General features: G+C 63.3%; 11 protein-coding genes. 2 read left to right on the plus strand and 9 right to left on the minus strand.

The window, feature by feature from the left end; translation table 11 throughout:
* Nucleotides 1-84: 84 nt before the first annotated feature.
* Entirely contained in the window at nucleotides 85-1,539 is a 1,455-nt protein-coding gene (gene melA, locus VE26_RS09005; RefSeq protein ID WP_046104630.1) for an alpha-glucosidase/alpha-galactosidase, read from the minus strand.
* Nucleotides 1,540-1,636: 97 nt separating this feature from the next.
* On the opposite strand from melA, the gene VE26_RS09010 reads away from it, so the two are divergent.
* Entirely contained in the window at nucleotides 1,637-2,506 is an 870-nt protein-coding gene (locus VE26_RS09010; RefSeq protein ID WP_046104631.1) for an AraC family transcriptional regulator, read from the plus strand.
* 17 nt (nucleotides 2,507-2,523) lie between these two features.
* Here VE26_RS09010 and VE26_RS09015 read toward each other — a convergent pair whose 3' ends face one another.
* The 4 genes from VE26_RS09015 to acs form a co-directional block, all read right to left on the minus strand.
* Nucleotides 2,524-3,723, minus strand: coding sequence for an MFS transporter (locus VE26_RS09015; RefSeq protein ID WP_046104632.1), 1,200 nt, complete (start codon nucleotides 3,721-3,723; stop codon nucleotides 2,524-2,526).
* 135 nt (nucleotides 3,724-3,858) lie between these two features.
* Nucleotides 3,859-4,659, minus strand: a complete 801-nt coding sequence (locus tag VE26_RS09020) for a UDP-2,3-diacylglucosamine diphosphatase (protein ID WP_046105196.1) — start codon at nucleotides 4,657-4,659, stop codon at nucleotides 3,859-3,861.
* Between the two features lie 131 nt (nucleotides 4,660-4,790).
* On the minus strand, nucleotides 4,791-5,873 hold the full coding sequence (locus VE26_RS09025) for a glycoside hydrolase family 3 protein (RefSeq protein WP_152658773.1): 1,083 nt from the start codon (nucleotides 5,871-5,873) through the stop codon (nucleotides 4,791-4,793).
* Nucleotides 5,874-6,190: 317 nt separating this feature from the next.
* Nucleotides 6,191-8,143, minus strand: a complete 1,953-nt coding sequence (gene acs / locus VE26_RS09030; protein WP_046104633.1) for an acetate--CoA ligase — start codon at nucleotides 8,141-8,143, stop codon at nucleotides 6,191-6,193.
* Nucleotides 8,144-8,319: 176 nt separating this feature from the next.
* Here acs and VE26_RS09035 point away from each other — a divergent pair, with 176 nt between their 5' ends.
* Entirely contained in the window at nucleotides 8,320-8,883 is a 564-nt protein-coding gene (locus VE26_RS09035; RefSeq protein WP_046104634.1) for a GNAT family N-acetyltransferase, read from the plus strand.
* A gap of 104 nt (nucleotides 8,884-8,987) precedes the next feature.
* Here VE26_RS09035 and VE26_RS09040 read toward each other — a convergent pair whose 3' ends face one another.
* From VE26_RS09040 to VE26_RS09055, 4 genes are all read right to left on the minus strand, one after another.
* Nucleotides 8,988-10,310, minus strand: a complete 1,323-nt coding sequence (locus tag VE26_RS09040) for a lipopolysaccharide biosynthesis protein (protein WP_046104635.1) — start codon at nucleotides 10,308-10,310, stop codon at nucleotides 8,988-8,990.
* Nucleotides 10,307-11,485, minus strand: coding sequence for a lipid II:glycine glycyltransferase FemX (locus VE26_RS09045; protein ID WP_046104636.1), 1,179 nt, complete (start codon nucleotides 11,483-11,485; stop codon nucleotides 10,307-10,309). The genes VE26_RS09040 and VE26_RS09045 overlap by 4 nt, the downstream gene beginning before the upstream one ends.
* Nucleotides 11,486-11,596: 111 nt before the next feature.
* Nucleotides 11,597-12,301: a TerC family protein gene (locus VE26_RS09050; protein ID WP_084620170.1), complete on the minus strand. Its 705-nt coding sequence runs from the start codon at nucleotides 12,299-12,301 to the stop codon at nucleotides 11,597-11,599.
* A 167-nt stretch (nucleotides 12,302-12,468) separates the two neighbouring features.
* On the minus strand, nucleotides 12,469-13,368 hold the full coding sequence (locus tag VE26_RS09055; protein ID WP_046104637.1) for a dioxygenase family protein: 900 nt from the start codon (nucleotides 13,366-13,368) through the stop codon (nucleotides 12,469-12,471).
* Between the last annotated feature and the right edge of the window lie 148 nt (nucleotides 13,369-13,516).

Below are 13,516 nucleotides of genomic sequence, written 5' to 3' on the forward strand. Positions count from 1 at the left end.
CAACTCGCACGCGCTTTGCACCGAAACGGCCGCGGCGAGCTCTGGCATCGTTCAATGCCAGAGCCCGCCACGGCCAATTCAAGATCAGCTGTGGCTGCCGCTCAGCTCGCGAAGCTCTTCCACCGAGCGCACCCGCTTGCGCGCAGCCCCCTCCCAATCCCGCGTCTTGACCGTGGACTTGGCAACGCGCTCCCTGGCGGCGGGCACGGCATTGGCATATTGCGGCAGCCATTGCGCCTGGGCGACCACCATCTCGTCGACCATGGCCCACACTTCGTCCGGCGTACAGATGGCTCCGACCAGCGGATCATGCAGCACGGCGAGCTTGAGCATGTCGATATCCCCGCTCATCGCTGCTTCCACCGACAGGCGCTGCACCGATACGGACACCGAACATGTCGCTGCGCAGGCGGTGGGCAGGGTAATGCCCTCGATCATGTTGATGCCGAAGCGGTCGACGTAGCCGGGGCTTTCGATGATCGCGTCATCGGGCAGATTGGTAATGATGCCATTGTTGCGGCGGTTGAAGTGGCCACGATAGACCCGGCCGGTTTCAATGGCCTCGATGATGTAGCTGGCATGTTCGCTGGTGCGCTTGTAGTCGGACAAAGGCTTGTTGGCCTCTTCCTTGAACACCGGGAAATCGGTTTCGAACCAGTTGCGGCGCTCCGTCGAATAACGCAGATAGCCGCCAGTCTCGCCATGGATCCAGTGGCTCATGTCGATCCAGCGATTGATCTCGTCGGGACGCTTGCGATACCAGGGCAGGTATTCGGAAAGATGGCCGTTGCTCTCGGTCGAATAGACACCGAAGCGCTTCAGCACGTCGATGCGGACCTTTTCGGTCTTGGAATAGATCGGATGGGCTTCGAACCCGGCGATCAATTCTTCCTTCTCGATTTTGCGGCCCTTGGCGCGGATGTCGATATACCAGGTCTGGTGATTGATGCCGGAGCAGACATAGTCGAGCTCGTCATCGGTGACGCCCAGCACTTCGGCGATCTGGTGAGCGCCATGCTGCACGCCGTGGCAGAGCCCCACGACATTGACGCCGCCATACATTTCGGCTGCCCAGGTGTTCATGGCCATGGGATTGGCATAATTGAGGAACAGCGCACCTGGCTCGGCCACTTCCCGGATATCCTTGCAGAAATCGAGGATCACCGGAATGTTGCGCTGGCCGTAGAGAATGCCGCCGGCGCAGATCGTGTCGCCCACGCACTGATCGACGCCATATTTGAGCGGAATGGAAATGTCGCTGGCAAAGGCCTCAAGCCCCCCGACGCGCACGCAGCTCATGATATAGCGCGCCCCGGTAATGGCTGCTCGACGATCGGTCGTCGCGCTCACCTTGGCAGGCAGCTTGTTGACCGAAACAATGGTCTCGATCACCTGCTTCACCATATCCAGATTGTGCGGGTTGATGTCTGTCAGCGCGAATTCGACATCGGCGAATTCGGGCACCTTCAACAGGTCAGAGATCAGTGTCTTGGTAAAGCCGATTGATCCGGCGCCGATCACCGTAACCTTGAATGACATGTGTTGCTCCTCCGGGCATCTGGGAATTTCAGGTAATGTGCTAGCGCTCAGCGGCCCCCCGGTGATAGAGAAAGCTTGTGCGAACGAGGGTAATTTTGTGCTCGCCCAGCTGCTCGATCATGGCCACGATATCCGTGTGCTGGGCCTGCCCAAGGCACCGGTGCCGCTCCACTGCATGGCGATCAGCACCGGCTACGAGCAGCGTCGCAACGAGGTCTATTCCTGGGATGGGACCCAGCGCGGCACCGCGCCCTTCGTGATTGTCCAGCATACGCTGGTGGGCGAAGGCAGGCTCGACTTCTCGGGCGTTCGCCATCGCCTTCGGCCCGGTGACACCATGATCGTCACCCTGCCCCATGCGCATCGCTATTGGCTCGAGCGCGGCGGCGAATGGGAATATTTCTGGCTCGTTCTCAATGGCCGCGAGGCGCTGCGCCTTGCGCGGGACATTATCGCGGCCCATGGCCCGGTGCTAAGGCCCGACGCGGCCATTGTCGACCGCCTGGCGGCCTCCTGCCTGACCCTGCTCGACAAGTCCATGACCAGTCCCGGCGCGGCTTCGCTGTCGGCTTACGGCGCCATGGTCGCGCTCTACGATCACGCCTTTGCCGCTGCCGATCGGCCGGAACCCGACCTCTCGCCGGCCCTGCGGCGCGTTATCGCCCATATCGAGAACAATATAGCCGAGCCGCTGCATGTCGAGCGCCTCGCCGGCCTGGCCGAACTGAGCCGCGCCCATTTTGTGCGCCAGTTCACCGCCGCCATGGGCATGCCCCCGTCGCGCTTTGTATGGTTGAGGCGCATGGAGAGGATCGAGCGGTTGCTGGTCGCCACCGATCTGGGCATTGCCGCCATCGCCACGGCCACCGGCTTTGCCGGCCCCAATTACCTTGCCAAGGCGTTTCGTCGCCATGCCGGTCAGGCGCCGCTCGAATATCGCACCTCGGCCCGCCTCTCCTTTGACTGACCGCTGTCCGCCAGCCTTCAGGTGACCAGTGACTTGGGCGGCCGCAGCGCCAGCGACCACACCACGCAGCCGATGGCCATCAGGCAGGTGACGGTGGAATAGAAGAAGGCATGCGTGCCGAAATGCTCGACCAGCACGCCGAAAGCGATCAGGGCGATCATTGCGGTGGCCATGTTGAGCATGTTGGCAAAGCCCTGCGCCTCGGCGGCATTGGCCTCGTTGGTCCAGTTGGCGATGAAGTGCACCACCCCGAAATAGCCCATGCCGAAGCTGAAGGCGTGCAGCAGCTGGGTGAGGAACAGCACTTCCACCGGCGGATTGAACGCCATGATGGTGAACCGCAACAGGCCCGCCAACGCACCCGCCAGGATCATGTTGCGCGCCGTCACCCGCCCGCCAAAGCGCCGCCAGGCAAACATCAGGATCGCCTCGCCCACCGCCGCAATACCCAGCAGCGGTCCCAGGAAATAGCTCGGAATACCGTTCTCGTGCCACACCAGCACGGCAAAGCTGCCGATCAGCGCATTGGATGAATTGACCAGCGCGAAGGCCAGCAGCGGCAGCACGAACCACAATTGCAGACTGTCGCGCAGCCGGCTGGGCTGCGCCACGCTTTCGGGCGCGGTATTGGCCAGCGTCACCTTCGGCGCCGGCGCGCGGAAGCGCGGCAGCAGGAACGCCAGGCCCGCCCGCGCCACCACCGTCGCCACATAGAGCGTCACGAAGGCACTCGAACCCAGCACGTCGAGCAACAGCCCGATGCCTCCGGCGGCAAACACGTAGCCGACCGTGGCCCATGCCCGGATGGCGCCGAAATCGGTGCCGTTGCGCCGCGTCATCCGCACCGTCGCTGCGTCGATCACCGGCGCCACAAGGCCATTGCTGGTCGCGGTCAGCGCCCAGATCGTCAGGATGCCCCAGAATTCGGAAACGAAGAACAGCGGCAGCGGCGCGAGGGCCGAGGCGAAGGAGATATAGAGCAGTGCCGTGCGCCAGTCGTCCGCCTTGTCGGCAATGCGCCCCACGATGATGTTGAGCAGCAGCAGGCACAGCGTCGGCAGGGCATTGATGATGCCGATCTGATCGGCTGGAATACCGTGCTCGCTGAGCCAGATGCCGAAGAAGACCGAGGCGACGCCGCCGGGAACATAGACGGTGAACTGATAAATGGAGGCGCGCAGCTCGGGAGTGTCCCAGCGCGAAAGTGCCGAAGGCATGGAAAAAACAACTCCCGACGCAAAACCGCGCCGCGTGTCGTTTCGTGCCTTGTAAATCGTTGCAATGCAAGCGTTTGTGCAGGCTATCGGATGGCTTTTATCCGCGCACCGCCTCTGGCAACCGCGTGCAGAAAATTATTGCCCGTTTGCCCGCCTGGGCCGCAGCCGCCGCGCCTCGCCTGTTACCATCTCGGTCCACTTGATCAGCTCGAACGCACCATCGTGATTCTCGACGATCGCCGTGCAGCTTTCCACCCAGTCGCCGGTATTGATGTACTGGATGCCCAGCCGGTCATGGATATCGGCAAAGTGGATATGCCCGCAGATCACCCCGTCGACGCCGGATTGCTTGGCTTCGTGCACCAGCGCTTCCTCGAAGCGCCCGATCACCGACACGGCGTTCTTCACCTTCTGCTTGGCCCAGGCGCTCAGCGACCAATATTGCAGGCCCAGCCGCCGGCGCACCCAGTTGATGGCGATATTGATGCGCAGCGCCGCGTTATAGGCCCAGTCCCCCACATGGGCGAGCCATTTCATGTTCATCACCACCACGTCGAACTGGTCGCCATGGATGACGAGATAGGTCTTGCCGGTGGCCGAGGTGTGGATCGTGCGATCCACCAGTTCGATTTCGCCGAAATAGGTGCCCAGATATTCGCGCAGGAATTCGTCGTGATTGCCCGGAAGGTAGACGATGCGCGTACCGGCATTGGCCTTGGCCAGCAACAGGTCGAGCAGCGTGTTGTATTCGGCCGGCCAGTGCCATTGCTTGGCCAGCCGCCATCCATCGAGGATGTCGCCGACCAGGTAGATGGTCTCCGCATCGTGCACGCGCAGGAACTCGATCAGCTGCTTGCTGCGGATCGGCTTCATGCCCAGATGCACATCGGACAGGAACAGCGCCCGGACGCGCCGGACCTCGCGGTCTTCCGCCATCAGCCCCATGGCCTCCTGCTGGTTCGCGGGCACATTACAAGTTGCCACTGGCCATGCAAACACACCCGTGGAGAAAGCCGGGGAAACTTCGGGCCATCCAGCGTGACACATCGCGCCACCGGCGCGCGGCCCTACTCCGCTCGCGTCTTGAGCGCCACGATCCGCTCGTAGCTCTGTTCGATTCGCGCCGCGAATTCGGGATCGGCCTCGGCCTCGCTCAGCAGGATATCGAGGATTTCCTGGGACAATTCAGGCCGATACTTGGCGGTATTGGAAAACAGCAGCACATCCATCCCCGCGCGCACCGCCTTGGTCACCGTCTGCTCGAGGGTGAAATGATCGCGGATCGCGCCCATTTCCAGGTCATCGCTGATCACCAGCCCGTCAAAACCGAGCTCATCGCGCAGCACTCCGTCGATCCAGCGCGGCGACAGCGAGGACGGTGTCTCCCCATCCGCATCGGCGTAGTCGGCATGGTAGAGGTGCCCCACCATCACCATGTCGGCCAGCCCTTCCGCGATCAGCACCCGATAGGGCTCGAGCTCGTTTTCAGACCAGGTGCGGGTAATGTCGACAAAGCCCTCATGGCTGTCGGCCGTCGAAGAGCCATGCCCGGGGAAATGCTTGAGCGAGGTCATGAGCCCGGCTGCATGATGAGCGCGGATGAAGGCCTCGTCATAGGCTATGACCGTATCGGGATCGGCCGAAAAGGCGCGGCCGAACCGCGCGATCACCTGGTTGTCGGGATTGGTGCTGAGATCGGCCACCGGCCCGAAATTGACCGTAAAGCCCTCTGCGGCAATGTCCTTTGCCATCTCGGCATAGATGGTCTGGGCATCCTGCGGCGTATTATTGGCGGCGATGCTGGCAGCGTTAGGGATTTCCCTGAACCCGACATCCTTGGTCAGGCGCTCCACGGCCCCGCCCTCCTGGTCGAGCGTGATGAAGGGCAAGATGTCCGGCGCCGCCGCCCGGAACATCGCGTTCATTTCGCGCACGGCCGAAAGGCTCGCGACGTTCTTCTTGAGATACATCACCCCGCCCAGCCGGCCCTCTTCCAGCGCCGTGCGCACGGCTGCAACGCCAGCCGCATCGACGCTGTCGCCCTCGAACCCCACGACGATCATCTGGCCCGCCATCTCTTCGAGCGTTGCGGCGGATGCGGACGATGCCATGAGAAGCAGCGCGACGGCGGAACAAGCTAAGCGGTTCAAGGCAATATCCGGACATGAATCGAAAAATCGAGGGCAGGATGACCGGCAAAACCGGGCAAGACAATGTTCACCCCTAATTTAGGGGATGCCGAATGCGTGAGCGATCATCACAATTGGCATTGGTGGAGCATGTCGGGGGGATTTCAACCGTCCAACCGGTCACCACCTAACTTTTCGGGCGGCGGTCTCGGGACCACCGCCCGGTTTTTATCTGCGGTCAGGTTTGCCGACCCCATGCCGGGACCGCCTGGATAAACCCGGTGGTCACCATCGGCGAGCGCAAGCGCCAAGACGCTTGCCCCTGCACCGATCCGCGATCAGGCCGGCTTGTGCTGCCTGTTGGCGATCAGGTCGTCGACCACCGCAGGGTCCGCCAGTGTCGAGGTGTCCCCCAGCGAGCCGAAATCGTTCTCGGCAACCTTCCGCAGGATGCGACGCATGATCTTGCCCGAACGCGTCTTGGGCAGGCCTGGCGCCCACTGGATATAATCGGGCGAAGCGATCGGGCCGATTTCCTTGCGCACCCAATTGCGCAATTCGCCGCGCAGCTCGTCGGTATAGTTCTCGCCGGCCATCAGGGTAACGTAGCAATAGATGCCCTGCCCCTTGATGTCGTGCGGGAAGCCGACCACGGCGGCCTCGGACACCTTGGGATGAGCCACCAGCGCGCTTTCCACCTCGGCCGTGCCCAGCCGATGGCCGGAAACGTTCAGCACGTCATCGACGCGCCCGGTGATCCAGTAATAGCCATCCTCGTCACGACGACAGCCGTCACCGGTGAAGTAATTGCCCTTGTAGGTCTCGAAATAGGTCGAAACGAACCGGCCGTGATCGCCCCAGATGGTACGGGCCTGGCTGGGCCAGCTGTCCTGGATGACCAGCACCCCTTCGGCCTTGGTCTGGTCCTGCAGCTTGCCCTCGGGCGAGAGCACCGCCGGCTTGATGCCGAAGAAGGGCTTGGTGGCAGAACCCGGCTTGGTCGGAATGGCGCCGGGGAACGGCGCGATCATGTGGCCACCGGTCTCGGTCTGCCACCAGGCATCCACGATCTCGCAGCGCCCCTTGCCCACCTTGTTGTGATACCACATCCAGGCTTCGGGATTGATCGGTTCGCCCACCGTGCCGAGCAGCCGCAGGCTGGGCATGTCGTGCTTTTCGACATATTCGGCGCCCGCGCCCATCAGCGAGCGGATCGCCGTTGGCGCGGTGTGGAAGATATTGACCTTGTGGCGCTCCACCACCTGCCAGAAGCGGCTGGCATCGGGCCAGGAGGGAATGCCCTCGAACATCACCGTCGTCGCGCCATTGGCCAGCGGCCCATAGACGATATAGCTGTGCCCGGTGATCCAGCCCACATCGGCCGTGCACCAGAAGACCTCGCCCTTTTTGTAGTCAAAGCTCAGCTCATGGGTGAGCGCGGCATAGGTGAGATACCCGCCCTGGGTGTGCAGCACGCCCTTGGGCTTGCCGGTGGAGCCGGACGTATAAAGAATGAACAGCGGATCTTCCGCATTCATCGGCTCGGGATCGTGGAACGGCTCGACGCCGGCGGCGGCCTCGTGCCACCAGACGTCGCGGCTGCCCTTCATGGCAACGTCGGCGCCGGTATTGTGGACCACGAGCACTTTGGAGACACCCGGACAGTCTTCCAGCGCCTTGTCGACATTGGCCTTGAGCGGCACCGTCTTGCCGCCGCGGCGGCCTTCATCGGCAGTGATCACCACGGCCGAATCGCAATCGTTGATGCGACCGGCCAGCGCGTCCGGCGAAAAGCCGCCGAACACCACCGAATGCACCGCCCCGATGCGCGCGCAGGCCAGCATGGCATAGGCGGCCTGCGGGATCATGGGCAGGTAGATGGTGACGCGGTCGCCCTTTTTGACGCCCAGGGACGTCAGCACATTGGCGCAGCGGCAGACCTTTTCGTGCAGGGTGCGATAGGAGATATATTCGGCCGCATCATTGGGATTGTCCGGCTCCCAGATGATGGCGATGTCGTCGCCGCGTTCCGCCAGATGCCGGTCGATGCAATTGGCAGCCACGTTGAGCACGCCGTCCTCGAACCACTTGATCGACACATCCGGATACTCGAACGTGGTGTTCTTGATGGTCTTGGGAAAGGTCATCCAGTCGAGGCGCTGGGCCTGCTCGGCCCAGAACCCGTCCGGATCCTGGATCGAACGCTCATAAAGCGCCGCATACTGCTCGGCATTGGTATGGGTGCGTTCGAGCGCAGCCGCACTTGGCTGGAACAAGAGCTGGTCGCTCATCGTCTTCCTCCCTAGTCTCTCCCACGAACCGTTCTAATCAGCACGCATCGGAGCGGCAAGGGCTTGCGGGTGAGACTTCATGCCTATTGCGGCAAGGGGATATGCCGAATGGGCACGGGTACATGCCGTTAACCGACTTGCACTAGACTGATCGGGCCTTTCATCGGGAGCTGCCCATGGCCGAGATGACTATCCGCGCCGCCACTCTGGCGGACATAGACCTGATCCACCGCGAACTGGGCGACGTCATCATGTCCTCGCCCCATTACAGCGAGCGCTTCAAGAGCCACGAGGCGGGCCGTCTCGACAAGACCTTCCTCAAGGGGCTTTTGTCCATCGATCCCTGGCACATCATGATCATGTGCGCCGATGGCGTGCCGGGCGGCGCCATGATCTCGGGTCCCGAATGCGGCGCCGTTTTCCGCTATTGGAGCTGGGTCTTCCCCTCCCACCGCCAGACACGCTTGGGCATGTTCGGCATGCGGGCCTTCGACGAGCATTGGGACAATTCGCGCTTCCACAAGGCCTACACCTTCGTGCGCCCGGAAAACGAGGTCGCCCGTGCCCTGCTCAAGCGCTATGGCTATCGCGAGACCGCCCTTCTCGAAAAGCACATCTTCGGGGAGGATTATCTGCTGATCGAGAAGTTCTATACTCGCCAGGATGGCCCCTATGACAGCGGCTATGTCGGCCGTTTGGGTCGGCTCAAGCAGCGCCTGAAGAGCCTCGTCGGCGCATAGGGCAAGCCTCCATCCCAAGACGAACTCCAGCGACACCCTCGGGCCTCACCTGAGGGTGTTTGCATGTCCGGCCAAGCCGCAAAAGCTCTATGGGGACCGGTCTACTATTCGGCGGGCGCCGCGACACGCCGGCTGCGAAACCATTGCAGGATCGACACATCGATCCCGGCCGTGCGCAGCGCAATGACCCAGAGCGCCAGGGACCACACGGTGATCCCGATCAGTGCTGCCATGGCCGCGCCGATCAGGTGATAGGCCGGCACCAGAACCGCATTGCCGGCAACCAGCGTGCCCATGCCCAGCAGCACCGCCGGCAGGCTCGCCCAAGGCCGGTCATGGATCGACAGCACCATCGAGGCCGGCCCGAGCGCCGAGCGCACGACCAGCGCCAGGCAGAGGATCGCCAGCGGCGTCGCTCCTGCCGTGAACCCGTCGCCGAACAGCAGCAGGGCAAAGGGGCCGCCAAGGATCACCAGCACCAGCAGAGCCAGCGACACCAGCGTCGCCACGAGATTTGCTTCGCCAACCTTGCGGTGGAACGCGGCGCGATCGTCCTGCGCCTCGCTCTCGAACATATCCGGCAAGGTCACCGCATAGACGGCCGCCACCCCGAAGGAGACGAGCGAAAAGATGCGGGTACAGACCCCGAATATGGCCAGTTCCTCCTTGTCGAGCAGCGTGGCCAGCAGCAGCAAGTCGATGTCGAAGAAGAAGTCGGTTGCCAGCGTGATCAGCACCCAGGGCGCCGCGAACCGCCACCAGCGCGGCCATTCGCTCGCCCGCTCCGGCCCGCTGTCCTCCAGCCGCCCCAATGTACGCATCACGAAGCCGAAATGGACCGCCGCGATCGCTACATAGCCCAGCGCGATGATCCACAGCATGGTGCCGAACCCGGTCTCCGGTTCGAACAGAGCCGCACAGGCAAGGAAGGTCCCCAGCACCACCATCGGTCGGAAGATGCCATCGGCGAAAAAGCCGGCAAACGGGCGCTTGAGCCCGACCAGCACCCCGCCGTTGACATAGACAAGTGCCGTGGCCAGCGACAATAGAGCCACCGGTACGAAGTGGTTGCCCACCACGCCGCCGGCCTGCCCCAGCGCCCCCAGCAGGAGCGGCCCGACGATCACCAGCGCCACGAAGGCCAGCAGCACGTGGCCATAGGCGCGCTTTATGAATGCCACCAATTGCCGCTTTTCCCCGCGCGCCCGATACTCCGCGGCAAAATAAGTGCCCACGGTTTGGAAACCGAGCGGCATGGCCACCGCAATCAGGTTCACGGTGGCGATGATCAGCAGATATTCGCCCAGGATTGCCGCGCCCCAGAAGCGCGCGATGAACGCCTGAACGAGAAAAATGAGACCGGCGCCGAACAGGCGCCCGCCAAAGATGATGGTGGACTGGGAGGCGAGCCTCCGGGCAAGGCTCATCGCAAGTAATCGTCCAGTTCGGGCACGGGCTGGTCTGGCTTGGCGCGCCCGGGCCGCACGGCATCGATCCGGCGCTTGACCACGTTGACCGCCTCGCGTGCACCGAACGCAGCATTGCCCAGCCAGAAGGCCAGCGGGCGTGATGCATAATTGGCCACCGGCGGCACAGGCTGGATCAGGCCCGCATCGCCCACCATGCCCTTCTTGAACTGGTGCAGCCCCAGGAAACCGTCGGTCCCGCCCAGGTCGTACCAATTGGCGCGCGTATGGTCGCGCAGCCAGCGGATGATGTGCCAATGCATGAAATAGCCCGCGCGCAGCGGCAGGGCGCGGTCATTGGTGGCGCCATAGAGATAGACCGCCCGGTCGCCCGCCTTGAAGATCAGTGCCCCGGCGACGATTTCCCCGCCTTCGCGCACGAAGAACAGCTCGGGCCGCAATGGCTCGTCCATGCCCATCAGCTGGTCGATCGTGTCATAGGCCGAATGATCGGGGAATTGCTTGCGGTCCGACATCGCCTCGTAGAGCGTCTTGAATTCGCCCAGGCGCTCGGGTCCGGCATGCTCGAAGCCGAGCTCGGCCTTTTCCGACTTGTTGAGCTGGCGGCGCCAGGTCTGCTGGAAGCTCTTGCGCTGCGCCTCGTCGCTGAGCCGCAGGTTGACGAGATAGCGATGCGGGTAGGTCAGCGCAAAGCCGCGCCGGAAGCCGCGCGCCCGCAAGGCCAGGTAATCGCCGTTGACCGGCGCTGCGGACGTATGCGGCAGGATGGACAGCATCATGCCCCGCTTGTTCGCATAATCGCTCACCAGCGCGTCGATCATCCCGGCATAGATCGCCGGAGCGTCCTCGGCATGCATGTCCGCCAGCATCGGCGCCCACTTGGCGAGCGCGATCCGCCCGACGCCCAGCGGCAGCTTCTGCACCATGATCAGCGCGCCGCCCACGATCCGTCCGTCGCGCGCGAAAAGGTTCGGCTCCAGCGTCACGCCCGGCCAGCGGATGGCGGCAAAGCCATGCAGCTGTTCCTGGCAGACGCCATCGAAACTGCCCACCACGCTGTCCCAATAGGCCCCCTCGACGCGGTGCATGAGCAGCGCACCGGCGGGACTGGCGGCCTGCTCCTGCTGGCGCGAGAACGTCATGGTTTCGGAAACCAAACCTGCAATGGCCGACATGGCGGGATCTTCCGGCTGTGTGTGTTCAGCCGGACCCTAATGGGCGCAGGTGTGCAAATTCCTAGTGCCGGCGTGCAAATGCCGCAAACCTTCGGCCTTGGTTACCAAAGGCTAATGCGCGACGGCCGCCGCGCCGGCGACGGCATGAGGCGTATATAGGAACGGAATTTCCGGAATCGCCACGAAGGCACCCAGTCCCTCGAGGCCCATGCGCACGGCGACGATCAGGATCATCACGAGGCCGATCCAGGCAATCCAGCGGAAGCGATGCAGCAGGCGGGCGATGAAGGTCGCGGCAACGCCCATCAGCACCACAGACAACGCCAGCCCGAAGATCAGCGCCTCGAAATGGTGCTGCGCCGCCCCGGCCACCGCCAGCACATTGTCCAGCGACATCGACACATCGGCGATGATGATCTGCGTCACCGCCTGCCGCAGCGTTTTCTTGGGTGCCCTGGAGGCTACGCTGCCATCGGCATTGAGATCGGCATTGGCCAGCGCTTCGGTCGCCTCCTGCTCCTCGTCATGGGAAACAGTGAGCTCGCGATACATCTTCCAGCACACCCAGAGCAGCAGCACGCCACCGGCGATGAGCAGGCCGCCGCCCAGCGACAGCAATTGCGTCGTCAGCAGCGCAAAGCAGATGCGCAGTACCGTTGCCGCAAGGATGCCGATCAGGATCGCCTTGCGCCGCAGCTTCGGCGCCAGCCCGGCAGCCGCCAGGCCAATGACGACGGCATTGTCCCCCGCCAACACCAGATCGATCATGATCACCTGGAAGAGCGACGACAGAAAACTCGGATCGATGCCGAACATGGAAGGGTCCTTGCGGGGAAACGCCGGAAAAGGCGCGTTGCAGCTACTCCTCCGCTTTGTCGCCCGCAAGGCCTTCTTGCCGATTTCGGATCACATTTGGCGTTTTTGGCGATGTCCGGCCACTTCCGGACAGGCAGGCGACAGGATCCCGCTGCACCCTGGCCGCCTCAGGAGCCCGGCGGCGGCTTTGGCGCGCCCTCGGTTCCGGGCATCGGCCCCGGTCCTTCGCCCATCGGCGGCATGCCGGGCCCGGCAGCGCTGCGCTCGGCATTGCGGTCGATGGCGATGGTGATCGTGCCGACATAGCCCGACGACGGATCGCCGCTGAGGGCCAGCGTCTGCTGCGCGATCTCCTCGGCGCTGTTGTCGCCGAACACATTGTCGCTGGCGATGCTGATCCGTCCCAAATTGGCGACGCCATTGGCATATCGCCCATCGGCGGCATAAAGCGCGGCACACTCCGCCTCGGGCAAGGCCATCTGCGCCGTCAGCAGCGACGCGTCCCCGCTCACCGCCTTCTCGATGCTCTCGAACACCTCGAAATGCACATGCGGCCACCGCCCGTCATAGCAGCCGGGAAAGATCGTGGTGAAACCGAGCCGCCCATCGGCATCGGCGACACCCACGCCGCGCAGGTAATTGGCCTCGACAACGTCATAGAGCGAATATTGCCCCACTGGATCGCAATGCCACACATAGATCGCGTGCCCCGCAAGGGGCGTGCAGCCATCGGCATCCACCAGCGTCACCTCAAGATCGAGTTGCAGGCCGTCTGCGACCGGCGTGAGTCCGCCGAACGAGGTCCGCAAATCCTGCCGGATCACGCCATCCTGGGTCAGCGCGTTCACCACCTGCCCGGCCTTGGCATTGCTCCCGTCCGCCGGATAAGGACCGGCCGTTTCCCAGGGCAAGGCAACGCAATCCAAGGCGGCTGCCGGTCCGCCGGCCACCATCAGCGCGCCGAGGCCGCCGGTCAGGGCCAGAAAGCGCCGCCGCCCCAGCATGAACCTGAGATCGTGGCCGAAACCGGGATCGTGAGCATGATGATCATCGTGATCCTGCTTCATCTTCTTTGCGTCCTTCAGCAATGCACTGGCCGCACCTTGGGACCAGCCACCTCTCCGCAACGCGTCCGGGACATGAAACTTTGGAAAACCGACCCGGCGTCAGAACGCGAAAAAGCCCCGGAGGCTTGACGCCTTCGGGGCTTTTTTC

Origin of the sequence: Devosia chinhatensis, from assembly GCF_000969445.1 — a bacterium.
GTDB classification, from domain to species: Bacteria; Pseudomonadota; Alphaproteobacteria; order Rhizobiales; family Devosiaceae; genus Devosia; species Devosia chinhatensis.

Coding starts and splice junctions, on each gene's coding strand:
- acs (WP_046104633.1), bottom strand. CDS start 8,143: ATGAGCGACCAGCTCTTGTTCCAGCCAAGTGCGGCTGCGCTCGAACGC.
- VE26_RS09055 (WP_046104637.1), bottom strand. CDS start 13,368: ATGAAGCAGGATCACGATGATCATCATGCTCACGATCCCGGTTTCGGC.
- VE26_RS09045 (WP_046104636.1), bottom strand. CDS start 11,485: ATGTCGGCCATTGCAGGTTTGGTTTCCGAAACCATGACGTTCTCGCGC.
- VE26_RS09015 (WP_046104632.1), bottom strand. CDS start 3,723: ATGCCTTCGGCACTTTCGCGCTGGGACACTCCCGAGCTGCGCGCCTCC.
- VE26_RS09020 (WP_046105196.1), bottom strand. CDS start 4,659: ATGGCGGAAGACCGCGAGGTCCGGCGCGTCCGGGCGCTGTTCCTGTCC.
- melA (WP_046104630.1), bottom strand. CDS start 1,539: ATGTCATTCAAGGTTACGGTGATCGGCGCCGGATCAATCGGCTTTACC.
- VE26_RS09035 (WP_046104634.1), top strand. CDS start 8,320: ATGGCCGAGATGACTATCCGCGCCGCCACTCTGGCGGACATAGACCTG.
- VE26_RS09040 (WP_046104635.1), bottom strand. CDS start 10,310: ATGAGCCTTGCCCGGAGGCTCGCCTCCCAGTCCACCATCATCTTTGGC.
- VE26_RS09050 (WP_084620170.1), bottom strand. CDS start 12,301: ATGTTCGGCATCGATCCGAGTTTTCTGTCGTCGCTCTTCCAGGTGATC.